Here is a 17,121-nt window from a genome sequence, read left to right on the forward strand (position 1 = left end):
ACCGAGGTTAGCCTCTCGTTCAGCCCAGCAGCCAAGGATGACCCATGATGCGCCTGACCCGTTCCACCAGCCTGATCACCCTCAGCGCCCTGCTGATGATCAGCCTCTTCTCCCCCCAGTTGCCTGACAGTGCCGAACAGTGGCTCACCACCCTGCTGCTGGGGTCCCTGGTGGCGGTCTGCCTGATGGTCGGCAGCGGCTGCCGCCACTTCCTGCGGGAGTGACTCGCCTGCGATACCTCGCAAAAAAACAACGCAGCCCAAGGGCTGCGTTGTTTTTTTCACATCCTTGGGGTGACCCCGAGGGACATCAGTAGGCCAGGGTCTCCAGCTGCTCCTTGGCCTGCTCGATCCCCTTGGCTTGCGCCTCCGGCCCCATGCCCATGCCCTCGGCATAGATGAAGTCCACGTCCTTGATGCCGATGAAGCCCAGCACGGTGCGCATGTAGGGGGTCACCAGGTCGGTGGCGTTGCCCACGTGCATGCCGCCACGGGGGCTGACCACCAGGGCGCGGGTGTTCTCCACCAGGCCCACCGGGCCGGTCTCGGTGTAGCGGAAGGTCACGCCGGCACGGGCCACCAGATCGATCCAGTTCTTCAGCTGGGTCGGGATGTTGAAGTTGTACATGGGGGCCGCAATGATCACCAGGTCGCTCGCCTTGAGCTCGGCGACCAGCTCGTCGGACTGGGCCAGCACCGCTTGCTGACGCTCGTTCAGGTTTTCGCCGCCACGCAGGCCCATGGCCAGCTCGCCGTCCAGCACCGGCAGGTTCAGGGTCGCCAGATCGCGCACCTTGATGGTGTCACCCTGGCGATCGGCCAGGTAGCCGTCGATCAGCGCGTTGGATTGGGAATATTGGCCCAGGATGCTGGACTTGAGTACGAGGATATTGGCCATGGTGAAACTCCATTTGATTGTCAATTGAACAGCCAGGCTGTCGATGGAGGTCACTATAAAGATTGAGATTCAAGCCTGATAGCGAAAATAGATGCTCAAGTTATTCAAAAAATTTGATGTTTCGACTCCCTCAGGCCAACAGAGGTACTCAGCGAACTCCCTGCCCTTGGCAGAACAAACGATTGCCGTTATGATCCGCCGCACTTTTTTTAAGTGACCCGGATCCCATGACCTCCTCCCGCAGGCACTCCCCCTTTGCCGGCGCCGTCTGGATGATGGTGGCAGGCCTCTGCTTCGCCGCCGTCAACAGCCTGAGCCAGTATGTCAGCTTCCAGCTCGGCCTCCCCTCGACCCAGGTCGCCTTCCATCAGTACCTGATCGCCCTGGTCTGCCTGCTGCCCTGGCTCATTCGTCACGGCCTGCGTCAGTCCCTGATGACGAACCAGCTGCGGTTGCACCTGCTGCGGGTCGCCTTGGCCGTGGTCGGCATCCAGTTCTGGCTCTGGGCGCTGGCGGTGCCCGTCCCCATCTGGCAGGGAATCGCGCTGCTGATGACCTCGCCCCTGTTTGCCACGCTCGGCTCCGCCCTGCTGCTCAAGGAGCAGGTGAGCCGGGCCCGGATCCTGGCGACCCTGGCAGGCTTCGCCGGCGCCATGCTGATCCTGGCCCCCTGGACCGACGACTTCAGCTGGGCCTCCTTGCTGCCGGTGGCGGCCGCCCTCTTCTGGGCCGGTTACTCCCTGCTGGTGCGTTATCAGGCGGCGAGCGAGTCGTCCCACACCATAGTCGTCTACCTGCTTATCTTCAGTACCCCGTTCAACGCCATGCTGGCGCTCCCCGACTGGCAGTGGCCAAGCGAGATCCAGTGGCTGCTGGTGGCCGCCTCCGGCGTGCTGTCGGCCCTGGCCCAGATGTCCATCGCCCGCGCCTACAGCGTGGCCGAGGCCTCCTTCGTGCAACCCTTCGACTTTGCCAAGCTGCCCATGAACGTGCTGGCCGGCTGGCTGGTGTTTGGTTGGGCGCCCCCCGGCCGATTGTGGCTGGGGGCCGCCATCATCATCGGGGCCATCACGCTGCTGACCCATCTGGAGCAGCGCGCCCACAGATCCGTTTCCTGAGGCACGCCATGCGTGCCTCTTTTTTTGCTCACCCGGGTCAGCCCCTCTGACCCTCGACCTCAGGAGAGATCACATGTTTGGAACCGCCACCCGCCCCGGCGCCACCCGTGCCCTGCTGCTCGGCTCAGGCGAACTCGGCAAGGAAGTCGCCATCGAGCTGCAGCGCCTCGGCATCGAGGTGATCGCCGCCGACCGCTATCCCAACGCCCCCGCCATGCAGGTGGCGCACCAAGCCCACGTGCTGGACATGCTCGATGGCGCGGCCCTGCGCGCCCTGGTGACCGAGGTCAAGCCCGACCTCATCATCCCCGAAATTGAAGCCATCGCCACCGACACCCTGGCCGCCCTGGAGCAGGAAGGGGTCAAGGTAGTGCCCAATGCCCGCGCCACCCAACTCACCATGAACCGGGAGGGGATCCGCCGCCTCGCCGCCGAGACCCTGGGGCTGCCCACCTCCAGCTACCGCTTCGCCCAGAGCCAGGAGGAGTTCGTCGCGGCCGTCGAGGCGATCGGCCTGCCCTGCGTGGTGAAGCCGGTGATGAGCTCCTCCGGCAAGGGCCAGAGCCTGCTGCGCGATCTCGCCAAACTGGAGGCGGCCTGGACCTATGCCCAGGAGGGGGGCCGCGCCGGTCGCGGCAAGGTGATCGTCGAAGGCTTCGTCCCCTTCGAGTACGAGATCACCCTGCTCACGGTGCGCGCCGTGGACGGCATCCACTTCTGCGACCCCATAGGCCACCGTCAGGAAGACGGGGACTACCGCGAATCCTGGCAACCCCAGGCGATGAGCGAGCTGGCGCTGGCTCGCGCCAAGGAGGTGGCGGCCAAGGTGGTCGAGGCCCTCGGCGGCTACGGTCTGTTCGGAGTGGAGTTGTTCGTCAAGGGGGACGAGGTGTGGTTCAGCGAGGTTTCCCCCCGCCCCCACGACACCGGCATGGTGACCCTGATCTCCCAGGATCTCTCCGAGTTCGCCCTGCACGTGCGCGCCATTCTGGGGCTGCCCATCGGCACCATCACCACGTTCGGGCCAAGCGCCTCCGCCGTGGTGCTGCGGGAGGGCCACAGCCAGGACATCCGCTATCAGGGGATTGGCGAGGCGCTGGCCCTGGTGCCGGGTGCCCAGTTGCGCCTCTTCGGCAAGCCCGAGATCGCCGGTCGTCGCCGACTCGGGGTGGCGCTGGCCCGTGGCCAGGATTGCACTGAGGCGGTCGAACAGGCCAAGACGGTCGCCGTCCGGGTCGAGGTGCTCTTCTGACCTCATTTTTTACCACGCAAAAACAAACGTTTGCCGGCATGACCCGGCGCAAGGGGCAGGCGACTGCCCCTTTTCCATCGGGGCATCTCGCTTATAATCCCCCCTTCACCTATGTCAGGAGTACAAGATGTTAGCTGCCGTGATCTTCGATATGGACGGTGTTCTGATCGACTCGGAACCCTTTTGGCAACGAGCCCAGATGGCCGTGTTTTCCGAGCTGGGCCATCCCCACACGGAAGAGGACTGCAACTCCACCATAGGGGTGCGCATCGATCAGCTGGTGGCCCACTGGTATCGTCTGCGCCCCTGGAGCGGGCCGAGCCAGGAAGAAGTCGTGCAACGCATCCTCGATCAGGTGATCACCCTCATCCTGCAGGAGGGTCAGGCCAAGGCTGGTGTGCTGGAAGCCCTCGACCTCATCGATGCGCAAGGGCTGAAAGTGGGTCTGGCTACTTCCTCCCCCTTCGCCATGGTGGAGGCGGTGCTCGGCAAGCTCGGCATCCGGGATCGCTTCCTGGCGGTGCACTCCGCCGAGGTGGAGCGCTTTGGCAAGCCTCACCCGGATGTCTACATCCACGCCGCCGAGAAGCTGGGGGTGGAGCCCGTGCACTGTCTCGCCATCGAGGACAGCTTCACCGGCCTGCTCGCCGCCAAGGCCGCCTCCATGACGGCGCTGATCGTGCCGGACCCTGCGCTGGTCGGCGACCCCCGTCTGGCCATCGCCAACCATCGGCTCGCCTGCCTGAGCGAACTGGATGCCGACATGCTGGCTCGCTGGGTCAAGTAAACAACAGGCAGACGCGGATCGTTCCAATGAATCCGCCCTGGTCGGCGACCCCCGGCTGGCCATCGCTAACCATCAGCTCGCCTGCCTGAGCGAACTGGATGCCGACATGCTGGCTCGCTGGGTCAAGTAAACAACAGGCAGGCGCGGATCGTTCCAATGAATCCACCCTGGTCGGCGACCCCCGGCTGGCCATCGCCAACCATCAGCTCGCCTGCCTGAGCGAGCTGGATGCCGAGATGCTGGCTCGCTGGATCAAGTGATCCCGCAGGGGCGTTTGCAGTGCCCTCCACGGGCGCCCCTTGATCCCGGTCATAAACGTGCGCTTGCTCGCGGTTGCGCCGCCTCTTGGCGACTAGAATCAGGGGAACAGAGGCGGCCAGTTGGCCCCGGGAGGTCATCATGATCGAGTACACCAGCAAGCGCATCGTCTGCCCCCACTGTGGTCATCACACCCGAGTCGAGCTGGATGCCAGCCAGGGGGATCAGGAGTTCTACGAGGATTGCATGGCCTGCTGCAATCCCATCCACCTGCGGCTGCACCGGGACGAGGCCCGCGACTGCCTGCAACTGTTCGTGGATGCGGACGACGAGCAGGTCTTCTAGGCTTTCGAGAGCTTGGCCCGGGATGGCCGACAGAGCGGTGGCATCTGGGCCGTGACGGCTCCCCCCATGCGAACGTCAAGGCGCCGCGCTGAGCGGCGCTGTCGACGGGTCGCCTTTCAGGGCTACACCAGCCAGCAATACAGCAGCACGCCACCGCCTATCCAGAGCGCGACAAACACCGCCGCGGCCACCCGGCTCACGGGCCGCTGGGCGGCCCTGGCGGCGGTGGCCCTGTGCTCCTTCATCACCTTTGGCGGGATCAGCCGCACGGCCAGCATGATCCCGAGCGGCACCAGGACGAGGTCATCCAGGTAGCCGAGCACGGGGATGAAGTCCGGGATGAGGTCGATGGGCGAGAGGGCATAGGCGGCGACAAACAACGCAAGCGCCTTCGCATACCAGGGGGTCCTGGGATCCCGGGCCGCGAGCCACACCGCATGAACATCGCACTCGATGGCTTTAGCCCACTGCCTGGCTTTCGAGATGAGCCTTGTCGTCATGATCTCCGTCCCTCTGCCCCCCGTGTAACGGGAGCTCCCCTTCGAGACAGGGCGCCTCCCCTGCCCCATGTCACGCGATACCCGGTACCGCCTTTGACCCATCGCCCCGAGAGACGACAGGGGCCTGCCTGTCGCAGGCCCCTGTGGCCGCGGCGTCCGCATGGGGGCATCAGTCAGGGCGGCGCGCCGCCAGCACCCGCTCCACCGTGTCGACGATGGCCTGGGTCTGGGGATCGATCTCGATATTGGTCTGCCAGCCTGCCTTGACCCAGCCGAGGTTGGTGCGGGCCAGGGTCTCGGGGATAAGGTTGACGCAGAACTCGCTGCCTCGCACCTCCCCTACGGTGAGGCTGATGCCGTCGATGCCGATGTAGCCCTTGGTCAGCACGTATTTCATCAGTTCGGGGGCGAGGCGATACCACACCTGGCGGTTGTTCGGGGTGTCGATGACCGAGGTCACCTGCGCCGTGCCCATGATGTGGCCGGACATGGCATGACCGCCGATCTCGTCCCCAAAGCGGGCGGCCCGCTCCACGTTGATCTTGTCCCCCACCGCCAGTTGCCCGAGGTTGGTGAGGCGCAGGGTCTCCTGCATCAGATCGAAGCTGACCAGATCCCCCTCCACCCGGGTGACCGTCAGGCAGCAGCCGTTGTGGGCCACGGAGGCGCCGAGCGCCAGCCCCTCGCCCCAGGCCGGGCTCGGCATGCGGATCACGTGGGTGCGAAAGTTGGGCAGCGCCTCGATGGCCACCAGTTCGGCGGTCCCCTGTACTATGCCGGTAAACATGTGTCTCTCCACGCTGTGACAAAATTGTCGGCAGGTTACCCCCGCCCCCCCTGCAAGACAAGCATGCCGGCTGACAAGGAGAAGCGCGATCGCTATAGTGACCCCATTCAATCCAGGCTTAACGAGGAAACAAAAATGCAGGTATATCAGTGCTGTGAAGCCATTCGAATCGCCTACAACCAGATTGGCTCCGGTGAGCAGGGTTATGTGCCCCAGGCCATCGCCGCCAGCATACGGGCGCTCAACGCCGTGGCGTCCGACGAGCGGGTGCCGGCAGATCTGCGCGAGCAGGCAGCCTATGCCGCGGCCAACCTGCTGATCAGCGATCACGAGGACGCCTGATCCCGGGCACAAGTCGACCGCCGACCTTCCCCGTTGGCGGATTTTCAGGCTAGAATGACACCCCCGCATTTTGTCTCCTCAGGACGAGGAGGCAAAAGCCCATCTCTCTTACCCGCTCTTTCTCTATTATCTGATCCACTCGGAGGTGTCAGTGCAACGTTATTGGTCCGAGGCGAAGCAGCTCCTTCGTCTAGCCAGCCCCATACTGGTGGCCCAGGTGGCCCAGATCGCCATGAACTTCGTCGATACCGTGATGGCGGGACAGGTGAGCGCCGTGGATCTCGCCGCCGTGTCGGTGGCCTCCAGCTTCTGGCTGCCGGTCATCCTGCTGGTGCAGGGCATCATCATGGCGCTCACCCCCATCGTCTCCCAGCTCAACGGCGCCCGCAAACAAGACGAGGTGCGCCCCGCCGTGCACCAGGGCTTCTGGCTGGCGCTGATGGTGACCCCCATCGCCATGGTGGCGCTCTACTTCAGCCCCCTGGCGCTGCAGTTTATGGACGTGGATCCCGTCATGGCGGAGAAGACCGCCGGCTACCTGCACGCCATCCTGTGGGGGCTACCCGCCTTCGTGCTGTTCCAGGTGCTGCGCAACTTCAGCGAGGGGCTCTCCCACACCATGCCGACCATGGTGATCGGCTTCGTGGGGCTCGCGGTCAATATCCCGGCGAACTACATCTTCATCCACGGCCACTTCGGCATGCCCAAGCTCGGCGGGGTCGGCTGCGGCGTGGCCACCGCCATCGTGCTCTGGGCCATGCTGCTGGCGATGATCCTCTATGTGAAGTTCTCCTCCCACTTCCAGAAGATCAACCTCTTCGCCCAGCTGGCACACCCCAACGGCAGCCGGATCTGGCGCCTGTTTCGCCTGGGGTTCCCCATCGCCATGGCCATCTTCTGCGAGGTGACCCTGTTTACCGTGGTGGCCCTGATGCTGGCCCCGTTCGGTGCCGAAACGGTGGCGAGCCACCAGATAGCGCTGAACTTCTCCAGCCTGGTGTTTATGCTCCCGCTGTCCATCGGTGTCGGCGTGACCATCCGGGTCGGTCACAACATAGGGGAAGGGCAACCGGATCAGGCCAGGGTCGCCGCCCGCACCGGCCTGATGCTGGGCATGGGGGTCGCCGCCGCGACCGCCGCCCTCACCGTGCTGCTGCGCGAGCCCATCGCCGGGATCTACACCGATGATCTCCAGGTGATAGGCCTGGCCGCCACCCTGCTGTTCTTCGCCGCCATCTACCAGATCTCCGACTCGGTGCAGGTGGTAGCGGCGGCGGCCCTTCGCGGCTACAAGGACACTCAGGCCATCTTCTACGTCACCATCGTCGCCTACTGGGGCATGGGGCTGCCCACCGGCATGATCCTGGGACTGACCGACTGGGTGGTGCCGCGCATGGGGCCCCAGGGCTTCTGGGTCGGCTTCATCGTCGGCCTCACCTCTGCCGCCCTGATGCTGGGAGCGCGGCTGCGCGTCATCTATGGCCGCTTCGCCAGCCCCGCGGCCTGCACCGCCCTCTCCCGGGCGCAGTAGGGCGCAGCCAGGAGCACAGGGAGCCGCGCGTTTTTTGGCGGCTCGCCTGTAAAATCAACAGGCTGCGCAAGAACTGGGCAAACAGTCTCCTTTGTGCATGTCCCTTGTTGACAGCCTTGGGGGCCATGGGTAGTATGCCGACCACGCCAGCAGTGCTGGCGGGAATAAAGCGGGCTTTCGGTCCGGTTTATGAAGTGGGTTTATAGCTCAGTTGGTTAGAGCACTACCTTGACATGGTAGGGGTCGTTGGTTCGAATCCAATTAAACCCACCACTTTTCGTGATGCGTCCTTAGCTCAGCTGGTTAGAGCACCACCTTGACATGGTGGGGGTCGGTGGTTCGAATCCACTAGGACGCACCATCACGAAACCCTGTTATGCGTCCTTAGCTCAGCTGGTTAGAGCATCACCTTGACATGGTGGGGGTCGGTGGTTCGAATCCACTAGGACGCACCATAACAGTTTGAATAAATTGCAGATATGAATTTGATGTGGGTTTATAGCTCAGTTGGTTAGAGCACTACCTTGACATGGTAGGGGTCGTTGGTTCGAATCCAATTAAACCCACCACTCCCCTGCAATCACACAAAGTCGCCTTGCGCACCCTGCGTCCTTAGCTCAGCTGGTTAGAGCATCACCTTGACATGGTGGGGGTCGGTGGTTCGAATCCACTAGGACGCACCAGATTGAAAAAGCCCGCTCCTAGAGCGGGCTTTTTGCATTTCTCCCCTTTCCTGCCCGTATCTGAACGACTGAATCCGCCGTGCGTTCAATCATGCCCGGCAGGCAGGCCCCCCGTCCGAAGGCGATCTCGTCAGAAGAGATCGAGCTGCTGGCCGCAGATCCGCTCGAACGATTCGCCGATAAAGGGCAGGATGGCGTCGGCGATGGGCCTCAGTTGCTTGTCGATATAGTGCTCGTAGTCGATGGCGCTGCGCCTGTATTCCAGCGGCTCTGGCCCGTTCAAGGTCACCAGGTAGGCGATGGTGCCCCTGTGCTGGTAGCGCTGGGGCTGACCGCGGCGCAGGTTCTCCTCGTCGGCCAGACGCGCCGCCCGCACATGGGGCGGCACGTTCTTCTGGTACTCCTCGAGCTTCTGGCGCAGCCGCTTGCGATAGACCAGCAGATCGTCGTGCAAGCCGGCCCGGGTCTCGTCCACCATGGTGCGCACATAGCCGCTGGGATCCTGGTCGTGGAAGACCAGCTCATAGAGCCGGGTCTGGAAGGCCTTGGCAAGGGGCGTCCAGTCGGTGCGCACCGTCTCCAGCCCCTTGAACACCAGGTGCTCAGCTTCCCCTTCACCCACCAGCCCCGCATAGCGCTTCTTGCTCCCCTTCTCCAGCCCGCGGATGGTGGGCATCAGGAAGCGGCGGTAGTGGGTCTCGTACTGGATCTCCAGATGGCTCGGCAAGTCGAACTCCCCCCTGATCCGCGCCGCCCAGTTGTCGTTGATCAGCTTCGCCAGCCGCTGGCCAATCTCGTCCGCCTGCTCGGGGCTGGCATCCCGCCCCAGGTGCACGAAGGTGGAGTCGGTGTCGCCATAGATCACCTCGAACCCCTCCCCCTCTATCCACTCCCGGGTCTGCTGCATGATGCCGTGACCCCGCAGGGTGATGGAGGAGGCAAGCCTCGGGTCGTAGAAGCGGCAGCCCCCCGAGCCCAGCACCCCGTAGAAGGAGTTCATGATGATCTTGATGGCCTGGGAGAGCGCCTTGTTGCCGGCCGCCTTGGCCCTGTCCCGCGCCGCCCACAGGGTGGCGATGAGATCCGGCAGGAAGTGCCGCTCGCGGGAGAACAGGGCGCCGCGAAAGCCAGGAATGGCGTGCGCGGGGTGTTGCAACCCCTCCACCAGCCCCATGGGATCGATGCAGAAGGTGCGGATGATGCTGGGATAGAGGCTCTTGAAGTCGAGCACCAGCACGTGGCGATAGAGGCCGGGTTTGGAGTCCATCACATAGCCGCCGGGGCTTGCCAGCCCGCCGTCGGCCGGCAAATTGGGGGCCACGTAGCCGCCGCGGTGAAGCCGTGGCAGATAGAGGTTGGTAAAGGCCGCCACCGAGCCCCCCACCCTGTCGAGCTCCAACCCGGTGAGGGAGGCCCGCTCGATGGCGAAGGGGATGAGGTGGCAGAAGTCAAAGATCTCCCACACCAGCTTGCAGTCTTCCAGGTTGTAGCGGGCCAGCGCCTCCTTGTCGGAGTGAAACAGCTCGGTGATCTTCTCCCCCCGGTTCGCCACGTCCTCGATGTCCTTGCCGCGGCCGAGCAGCTCGCTTGCCACCGCATCCAGGCTGTAGCTCGGGAACTGCCAGGTGGCGCTTTTGAGGGTATCGATGCCGTCCAGCACCATGCGCCCGGGGATGATGACGCTGCCGCTCTGGGGGTCGTTTCGGGACGAGCGCCAGAAGCAGAGCTCCCTCCCGCGCCCGAGCCGCAGCCGCCGCTTGCCGAGCTCGGCGCGGCGCAGCAGCAGGCGAAAGTCGAAGTTGACCACGTTCCAGCCGATGACGAGATCGGGATCGTGCAGCTGGAACCAGCGCTCCAGGGCGCCGAACAGGGCGCTCTCGTCCGCCACCCACTCGACCCGGGTGCCCCAGCTATCGGCATCCGCCTCCGGGGTGCCAATCATGATGACCCGCGCATCCTCACGGCTATAGAGCCCCACCGAGAAGAGGGCCCCGTCCATGGCGCACTCCACGTCGAGGGACACCCAGGAGAGGGTCGGCGTCACGGCCTGGGGCGCGCAGCGCGCCTCGTTCACCTCCCAGTAGCCCTGACTGCCCCCCCTGCGCCTCGCCTTGCCATCGAAGCGTACCCCTGCGGTGATGAAGCGCTCCATCAAAAAGCGCTCCGGCAGCCGGATATCCGCCTCGAAGTGCTCCAGGCCGCGGATGAGCAGCAGCTCGATGGCGCGGTGGAAGGCGCTCAGGGTCGCGAAGTAGCAGCCCACCACCCGACTGCCCTCGAAGGTGTGCATGGGCAGGCGGCGAAACCGCCCCCGCACCCCGGCGCCCTTGAAGAGCTCGGCCGCCTCCTCCAGGTGGCGCTCCGGCAGGAAGAAGACCGGCTCCTGTCCCGGCACCACCAGCCGCACCGGCCCCTGGGCGCTCCAGAGCCACATCACTATCTCGGTACGCCCCTGCACATCCCGGCCGTGACGGGTCAGGATGAAACCGTCGAGCGGCGGGGTGGCGGGCGGAGCGGGCTGGATCTCGGTCATGCAGGCTATGGGGTTCAAGGCTGGGATGAGACTATTGTACGTTCATACAGTAGCGACCCGCAATCCTGACTGCCCGGGACTATGATATGCCGTATAATCCGCTCAAGATCAGCCTCTCTCCCAGGAGTCTCCATGCGCGTCATTCTGCTTGCCCCCCTGTTTGCCCTGAGCCTCGCCGGCTGCAGCTCCTCGTCGGACGGCGGAGCAGGGGCCGGCCCTGGTGGCCCTTACGGCGGTGTCTATGGCGCCTCTTACTGGTGGTATGACGACTATTACGGCTATTGGAACGACTACTATCCCTGGTGCTGTGACAACCAGGGGGAGTTCGACGAGCTGATCAAGAAGTGGTGGAATGGGCTCGATCCGGCGCGCCAGCAGGAGATCAAGGAGAAGTATCAGGATTGGCAGGAGGACCATGGCCAGCCAGACCTGGCCACCCTGCGGGGGGATCTGGCGACCCGCTGGCATGCCATGACGCCGGAACAGCAACAGGCGCTGCGCGACAACCGGCAGAACAGACCCAGCATCAGCAACCCGGACAAGTCCCCGCGCTCGCCGCTGGACGACAGAGGCGGCACTCTTCCCAGGGCCGAGAATGGCCTGCTAGCCCCCTCGACTCTGCCCAAGGCCGACAACGGCTTGCTGACGCCTTCCGCTCAGCCCAAGGGGGATGCCAGACCGCACCTCCCCCGCACCCTGGCCACGCCGGTACGCCCCGCCGTCAGACCGGCGATAAGACCCGGCTTCACCCCCATGCGCAGCGTCGGGGGAGGTCGCCGCCGCTAGGCGGCCGCTAGCCTAACCCCATTCCCTCTTCCCGCACAAGGAGCACGACATGACACATGAGTGGCAACGCATCGCCTCCCGCCTCACCGACGTAGGCGGCATCCCCGTGGCCCGGGCCCTCCCGGTCAAGGAGCGGCGCACCATAGGACCCTGGTGCTTCCTCGATCACATAGGGCCGACCCGCTTCGCCCCCGGCGCTCCCGGGCTGGACGTGGGGCCCCACCCTCACATCGCCCTGCAGACCTTCACCTGGATGCTGGAGGGGGAGATACTGCACCGGGACAGCCTGGGCAGCGAGCAGGTGATCCGCCCGGGCCAGGTCAATCTGATGACCGCCGGGCACGGCATCGCCCACACCGAGGAGTCCCTCCCGCACCAGCCCGATCTGCACGCGGCCCAGCTCTGGATAGCCCTGCCCGAGGTGGATCAGCACACCCCGCCCCGCTTCGATCACTACCCCAGGCTCCCCCGCTGGCAACAGGGGGAGATCACACTCACCCTGCTCATCGGCGAGCACGACGGGCAGCGCGCCCCCACCCTGCACTTCTCCCCCATCCTGGGGCTGGATCTGCACGCCCCCGCAGGGGGGCAGATCACCCTCTCCCTGGATCCCGCCTTCGAGCACGGCCTCTTCCCCCTGCAGGGGGAGACAGTCGTCGCCAACGATCCCCTCGCCCCCGAGCAGCTGCTCTATCTGCCGCCGGGAAACCGCACCCTGGAGCTGACCCTGAGGCCCGGCGCCCGTCTGCTGCTCATCGGTGGAGAGCCCCTGGCCCAGCCGCTGCAGATCTGGTGGAACTTCGTGAGCTTCGACAGGCAGACCATTCGCACCGCCGCCGCCGACTGGGAGCGGGGCGATCCCCGCTTTGGCGAGGTGCGGGGCTATGCCGGCCCCCGCCTCAAGGCGCCGCCCCTGGCCGGGCTCTGACAGGCCGCACGAGCGACACAGCAAAAAGAGCGCCTGATGGCGCTCTTTTTGACGACGTGACGACAGGGGCTCAGAACCCCTCCTCCTGCTCCGCCTGCAGTCTGGCGCGGCGGGCCATGGCCTCCGCCTGGGCGCTCTCGATCTCGTGCAGCACCCCGTCCAGATCGATGGCCTCCCGGCTCTCCTCGAACAGGCCGGTGAGCTCGGTCTCGGGGCCCAGCTTGCCATCTTCGAACAGGGCCCACATCTCTCTGGCGTAGCGGGTCTTCAGCAGCTCGGGGGCATACATGCCGTAGTAGTTGCGCATGTTGTTGACGTCCCGCTCCAGCATGGCCTTCGCCTGGTTGTTGGCGGCGGCGTCCACCACCTGGGGCAGATCGATGATGACGGGGCCCTGCTCGTCCACCAGTACGTTGAACTCCGAGAGATCCCCGTGGATGAGGCCGGCGCAGAGCATGCGCACCACGTAGCGGATCACCTTGCCATGGTCGATGAGCGCCTGTTCCCGGGAGAGCGCCACGTCGTTGAGGCGGGGTGCCACGTTGCCGTCGGCATCGGTGACCAGCTCCATCAGGAGCACACCGTCCAGGCACACATAGGGTCTGGGCACCCGCACGCCGGCGGCAGCCAGCTTGAACAGGGCGTCCACCTCGGTGTTCTGCCACACCTCCTCGTGCTGCTGGCGGCCGTACTTGGAGCCCTTCTCCATGGCGCGGACGTTGCGGCTGTTGCGTACCCGGCGCCCCTCCTGGTAGACCACCGCCTGCTTGAAGCTGCGCTTGGAGGCCTCCTTGTAGACTTTGGCGCAGCGCACCTCGTCGCCGCAGCGTACCACGTAGACGTCGGCCTCTTTGCCGCTCATCAGCCGGCTGATGACCTCGTCCACCAGGCCGTCATCAACCAGGGGCTGGATTCGATTTGGAATTTTCATGACCGCCCTTTCACCCTATTCATGCCTTAGTTGCCTCTGTGTGTCCCCTGACCGCCATGGTCATCACCGAAACCGGAGCATGCGGTGCCTGCGTCATCAGGTCAATAAAAACGGCCCTCAGGCGGGCCGTGTCGCTCAAGGTTCCGGGGGCAGACCCTGGCGGATGCGCCGGATCCCCTCCTCGTAGAGGCCCTCCTCTCCCTGGTTCTCTTCCTGGGTCTCGAAGATCTTGAGAAACCACATGTACTGCTCGGGGAAGCGGGCGAGCTGCTGCTCCACGGTGCGGTTCATGGCGTTGACATCCGCCAGCAGATCCGCGGTGGGATAAGGGTCGAACGGCGGCTCTATCTCCAGCCGGTAGCAGCCCTCGTCCTCGTCATAACAGGCCAGGATGGGCACCGCCCTGGCGCCGGTGAGTTTCACCAGCTTGGGCAGGGCCGGCAGGGTCGCCTTGGGATGCCCGAAGAAGGGCACGAACACGCTCGCCTCGCGGCCATGATCCTGATCCGGCAGGTAGAAGAAGCTGTCGCCAGCGCGCAGGGCCTTGATGGCGGGCTTGATGCCGACGCTGCGCTCATAGACCCGGCCTCCCTTGCTGCGCTCACGGTTGATGTACCAGTCGAACACCAGATCCTTGGGGCTCTTCATCATGGTGCACAGGGGCACCCCCTCGTTGGTGATGAAGCGGCCTATGGTGTCCACCGCCCAGGTGTGGGGCACCACGAAGATCATGGGGCGACCGGCGGCCCGCTCCGCGGCCACGTGCTCCCAGCCCCGCACCTTGATGCGCCCCTTGAGGAAGGCCTGGCTTCGCCAGGTCAGCTCCCCAAAGCCCATGAAGGTCTTGAGACCGACCCGGATGGATTTCAGCAGCAGGGCCTCACGGCCCGCCTCATCGAGCGCAGGGAAGCAGATCCTGAGGTTGGTATCGGCGATGTAGGCCTGCTTCCTGGAGAGCCGCAGCAGCGTGGGCGCCAGGACGTCGGCCAGTTTGTCCCGGGCTCTGGCCGGGATCCAGGCCAGCAGGGAGAGCAGGGCAATCGCCAGCCAGCTGCCCCACAGGCGGGGGTGCAGCAGGCGAAGATGAAAGGAGGTGTCAAACACCGGATCTTGTGCGGACATGGTCGCCATCGAATCATCAAAACAGACCGTCATTTTAGTGATCCTGACAGTTTTTTCTACCCTGCCCTGCGCCGGGGTCTGACGCCAAGTCACTGATCAGACTAGTTAGAAACTAAAAGTGGTCCGCTTGGGACCACCTTTGACCTGCACTCAGGGATGGGGCGACAACCCCCGGCGAATGCGCCGGATCCCCTCTTCGTAGAGGCCATCCGGACCCACCTGATCCTCACGGGTGTCGAAGATCTTGAGGAACCACATGTACTGGCCCGGGTGGCGGCGAAGCTGGCGTTCCACGCTGTCGTTCATGCGGCAGGTGTCCGCCAGCAGATCCTCCCCGGGATAGTCGGCGTAGGGGGCCTCGATCTCCAGCCGGTAGCCGTGCGCCTGCTCGTCATAGCAAGCCAGCACCGGCAGCGCCCTGGCACCGGTCAGCTTCACCAGCCGTGGCAGGGCCGGCAGGGTCGCCTTGGGGTGGCTGAAGAAGGGGGCAAACAGGCTCGCCTCGCGGCCGTGATCCTGATCCGGCAGGTAGAAGAAGCTCAGGCCGGATTTCACCGCCTTGATCACCGGCTTGATGCCGGCGCTGCGCTCATAGACGCGGCAGCCGTGCCGGGTCCGCGCCCGGTTGATGTGCCAGTCGAACACGGGGTTGCGGGCGCTCTTCATCATGGTGCACATGGGTAGGCCCCGCTGGGCGAAGTAGTAGCCCGCCGCGTCGATGGGCCAGCTGTGGGGCACCACCAGGATCACCGGCCGGCCGGCGGCCTGCTCGGCCTCGATATGTTCCCAGCCGCTGACCCGGATCCGCCCCATCACGTGGGCAGGGCTGCGCCAGGTGAACTCGCCAAACCCCAGCAGGCTCTTGAGGCCCACCCGGATGGAAGTCATCAGAATGGCGTCGCGCTCGGCCTCGCTCTTGCCCTTGAAGCAGATGGCGAGGTTGGTACGGGCGATGTAGACCTGCTTCTTCGAGATCCTGAGCACCAACGGCGTCAGGGCCTCGGCTAGCCGGTCGCGCCAGCGCGGCGGCACGAAGGCGAGCACGCCGATGGCGCCGAGGGCGAGCCAGCTCAACCAGTAGCGGGGATGGAGCAGGCGGGTCTGGAATCTGGCGTCAAAAACGGGGTCGTGAGAAGACATGGAAATAGGGCAAAGGGTGGCGGTGGGATAATGGCACGCATCCTGACAGGTATTACCAGTTAACGCCAACTGAATGTCGCCTGTATGAGCAACTATTTAAGCCGGATCACGGATTGACAAGGAGATCATTTGCCTCATCTGGCGACGCTCATGCAAACGGACCCCGCAGGGCGGGGTCCGTTGCTCGCTACACCCTCTCAGCGATGCAGGGGGGCTCCCAGCGCGCCGCCCTGGCCCAGGGGCAGGAAGTACATCAGGTAGCGCAGCGCCACGTACCCCACCACCAGGGTCGCCACCCCCAGCTCCAGATAGGCCAGCTGATGGAGCTGCTCGGCATAGCGGGCCGCTTGCGGCCACTGCGACAGCAGGTGACTCACCTTGAACAGGGCGGTGGCGCCGATCACCAGGGGGAAGGTGAAAGCGGCATAACCGGGCGAGAATGGCAGGCGCAGCAGCTTGATGAAGGCCAGGTAGATGATGCCGGTCATCAGCACGGCGATCCCAAGCAGCACGGCCACCAGCAGCAGCGACGGATCCGGGCTCACGGTCAGGTAACCGGCCAGCGACAGGCTGGCGGGAGCCGCCAGGATGGCGATGGTCGGCTTGGCGGCGTCCGGCACCTCGTGACTGAAGATGAGACGATAGATCATCAGCGGCAGCATCAGGGCGTAGCAGCCCATGCCGAACCAGAGCAGGCCGTTGGCCAGGGTGGCGAAGGGGCCGCCCGGGTAGGCGACGTCGGCGACGATGATCCCCACCGGCGGCACGAACCAGCTCGGCACCATGTGGTGGATTTCAAACTCCCTGGCCCTGTGCCAGACGAAGGTGGCGAGAAACACCAGGTGGATGACCACCGCAAACAGCCAGAGTCCCTGTCCCAGGGTCGGGGCCAGCAGGCCGACCGCCTTGGAGACCACCATGGTGCCCATGGCGTAGGTGGGCACCACGCTGCCCACCACGGGGTGGGCGAGATCCTGCCACAGCAGGCGCGGGTGGAGCAGGAACTTGAAGGTGAGGACGAGCAGCAGCACGGCGGCGATGGCGGCCCCCAGCAATTGCAGGCGGCCATCAAACCGACCGGCATTTTCCCAGGCCCAGCCGAGGCTGGCGATCCCGAGCGCCAGCCCGGCCATGGGGGTCGGGGCCTGGCCCAGGGAACGGCGGGTGCGTGCGATCATGGC

General features: G+C 64.9%; 17 protein-coding genes, 5 tRNA genes and 2 pseudogenes. 16 read left to right on the forward strand and 8 right to left on the reverse strand.

Annotated elements, in window-relative coordinates:
* Positions 1–44: 44 nt before the first annotated feature.
* A complete protein-coding gene (locus BN1132_RS05340; protein ID WP_042075698.1) occupies positions 45–224 on the forward strand; it encodes a hypothetical protein in 180 nt (59 codons plus the stop codon).
* 85 nt (positions 225–309) lie between these two features.
* Here the strand turns inward: BN1132_RS05340 and BN1132_RS05345 are convergent, their stop codons facing one another.
* A complete protein-coding gene (locus tag BN1132_RS05345) occupies positions 310–897 on the reverse strand; it encodes an FMN-dependent NADH-azoreductase (protein ID WP_042075699.1) in 588 nt (195 codons plus the stop codon).
* Between the two features lie 227 nt (positions 898–1,124).
* On the opposite strand from BN1132_RS05345, the gene BN1132_RS05350 reads away from it, so the two are divergent.
* The 6 genes and pseudogenes from BN1132_RS05350 (at position 1,125) to BN1132_RS05370 (ending at position 4,657) form a co-directional block, all read left to right on the forward strand.
* The gene (locus BN1132_RS05350; protein ID WP_042075701.1) at positions 1,125–2,015 is read left to right on the forward strand and encodes a DMT family transporter; all 891 of its coding nucleotides are present in this window, start codon (positions 1,125–1,127) and stop codon (positions 2,013–2,015) included.
* A gap of 73 nt (positions 2,016–2,088) precedes the next feature.
* Complete coding sequence (purT, locus tag BN1132_RS05355) at positions 2,089–3,267, forward strand: formate-dependent phosphoribosylglycinamide formyltransferase (protein WP_042075704.1); 1,179 nt, start codon at positions 2,089–2,091, stop codon at positions 3,265–3,267.
* A 127-nt stretch (positions 3,268–3,394) separates the two neighbouring features.
* Positions 3,395–4,054 carry a hexitol phosphatase HxpB gene (gene hxpB, locus BN1132_RS05360; protein WP_042075705.1) on the forward strand — a complete coding sequence of 220 codons (660 nt, stop codon included), beginning with the start codon at positions 3,395–3,397 and terminating at the stop codon, positions 4,052–4,054.
* A 28-nt stretch (positions 4,055–4,082) separates the two neighbouring features.
* Positions 4,083–4,184 (forward strand): annotated as a pseudogene (locus BN1132_RS20505) (hexitol phosphatase HxpB); the annotation flags it as partial.
* Positions 4,153–4,314 carry a hypothetical protein gene (locus tag BN1132_RS20500; RefSeq protein WP_157005332.1) on the forward strand — a complete coding sequence of 54 codons (162 nt, stop codon included), beginning with the start codon at positions 4,153–4,155 and terminating at the stop codon, positions 4,312–4,314. The pseudogene BN1132_RS20505 and the gene BN1132_RS20500, both read left to right, overlap by 32 nt.
* Positions 4,315–4,453: 139 nt before the next feature.
* Entirely contained in the window at positions 4,454–4,657 is a 204-nt protein-coding gene (locus BN1132_RS05370; protein ID WP_042075710.1) for a CPXCG motif-containing cysteine-rich protein, read from the forward strand.
* A 161-nt stretch (positions 4,658–4,818) separates the two neighbouring features.
* Here the strand turns inward: BN1132_RS05370 and BN1132_RS05375 are convergent.
* Both BN1132_RS05375 and BN1132_RS05380 read right to left on the reverse strand, forming a co-directional pair.
* Positions 4,819–5,151 (reverse strand): annotated as a pseudogene (locus tag BN1132_RS05375) (YkvA family protein); the annotation flags it as partial.
* A gap of 175 nt (positions 5,152–5,326) precedes the next feature.
* A complete protein-coding gene (locus BN1132_RS05380) occupies positions 5,327–5,944 on the reverse strand; it encodes a riboflavin synthase (protein WP_042075712.1) in 618 nt (205 codons plus the stop codon).
* Positions 5,945–6,079: 135 nt separating this feature from the next.
* Here BN1132_RS05380 and BN1132_RS05385 point away from each other — a divergent pair, with 135 nt between their 5' ends.
* The 7 genes from BN1132_RS05385 (at position 6,080) to BN1132_RS05415 (ending at position 8,500) form a co-directional block, all read left to right on the forward strand.
* Positions 6,080–6,286, forward strand: coding sequence for a YaeP family protein (locus tag BN1132_RS05385; protein ID WP_010674629.1), 207 nt, complete (start codon positions 6,080–6,082; stop codon positions 6,284–6,286).
* Positions 6,287–6,437: 151 nt separating this feature from the next.
* Positions 6,438–7,817: an MATE family efflux transporter gene (locus BN1132_RS05390; RefSeq protein ID WP_042075755.1), complete on the forward strand. Its 1,380-nt coding sequence runs from the start codon at positions 6,438–6,440 to the stop codon at positions 7,815–7,817.
* 196 nt (positions 7,818–8,013) lie between these two features.
* Positions 8,014–8,090: transfer RNA gene (locus BN1132_RS05395), tRNA-Val, on the forward strand.
* A gap of 11 nt (positions 8,091–8,101) precedes the next feature.
* Positions 8,102–8,178 (forward strand) — tRNA-Val (locus tag BN1132_RS05400).
* 17 nt (positions 8,179–8,195) lie between these two features.
* Positions 8,196–8,272, forward strand: a tRNA-Val gene (locus BN1132_RS05405).
* 37 nt (positions 8,273–8,309) lie between these two features.
* A tRNA-Val gene (locus BN1132_RS05410) sits at positions 8,310–8,386 on the forward strand.
* A 37-nt stretch (positions 8,387–8,423) separates the two neighbouring features.
* A tRNA-Val gene (locus BN1132_RS05415) sits at positions 8,424–8,500 on the forward strand.
* A 130-nt stretch (positions 8,501–8,630) separates the two neighbouring features.
* Here the strand turns inward: BN1132_RS05415 and BN1132_RS05420 are convergent.
* Complete coding sequence (locus BN1132_RS05420) at positions 8,631–11,033, reverse strand: DNA polymerase II (protein ID WP_042075713.1); 2,403 nt, start codon at positions 11,031–11,033, stop codon at positions 8,631–8,633.
* Between the two features lie 132 nt (positions 11,034–11,165).
* Here BN1132_RS05420 and BN1132_RS19170 point away from each other — a divergent pair, with 132 nt between their 5' ends.
* Together BN1132_RS19170 and BN1132_RS05430 are read left to right on the forward strand one after the other, a co-directional pair.
* Complete coding sequence (locus BN1132_RS19170; protein WP_052447001.1) at positions 11,166–11,819, forward strand: hypothetical protein; 654 nt, start codon at positions 11,166–11,168, stop codon at positions 11,817–11,819.
* A 49-nt stretch (positions 11,820–11,868) separates the two neighbouring features.
* Positions 11,869–12,747, forward strand: coding sequence for a pirin family protein (locus tag BN1132_RS05430; protein WP_042075714.1), 879 nt, complete (start codon positions 11,869–11,871; stop codon positions 12,745–12,747).
* Positions 12,748–12,817: 70 nt separating this feature from the next.
* Here the strand turns inward: BN1132_RS05430 and BN1132_RS05435 are convergent, their stop codons facing one another.
* The 4 genes from BN1132_RS05435 to BN1132_RS05450 form a co-directional block, all read right to left on the reverse strand.
* The gene (locus BN1132_RS05435; protein ID WP_042075716.1) at positions 12,818–13,678 is read right to left on the reverse strand and encodes a PA4780 family RIO1-like protein kinase; all 861 of its coding nucleotides are present in this window, start codon (positions 13,676–13,678) and stop codon (positions 12,818–12,820) included.
* Between the two features lie 135 nt (positions 13,679–13,813).
* The gene (locus BN1132_RS05440) at positions 13,814–14,809 is read right to left on the reverse strand and encodes an LpxL/LpxP family acyltransferase (protein ID WP_042075760.1); all 996 of its coding nucleotides are present in this window, start codon (positions 14,807–14,809) and stop codon (positions 13,814–13,816) included.
* 141 nt (positions 14,810–14,950) lie between these two features.
* Positions 14,951–15,940, reverse strand: coding sequence for a lipid A biosynthesis (KDO)2-(lauroyl)-lipid IVA acyltransferase (locus BN1132_RS05445; protein WP_042075719.1), 990 nt, complete (start codon positions 15,938–15,940; stop codon positions 14,951–14,953).
* Between the two features lie 197 nt (positions 15,941–16,137).
* Complete coding sequence (locus tag BN1132_RS05450) at positions 16,138–17,118, reverse strand: TDT family transporter (RefSeq protein WP_042075721.1); 981 nt, start codon at positions 17,116–17,118, stop codon at positions 16,138–16,140.
* Between the last annotated feature and the right edge of the window lie 3 nt (positions 17,119–17,121).

The organism is Aeromonas sanarellii (assembly GCF_000820085.1).
Taxonomy (GTDB): Bacteria; Pseudomonadota; Gammaproteobacteria; order Enterobacterales; family Aeromonadaceae; genus Aeromonas; species Aeromonas sanarellii.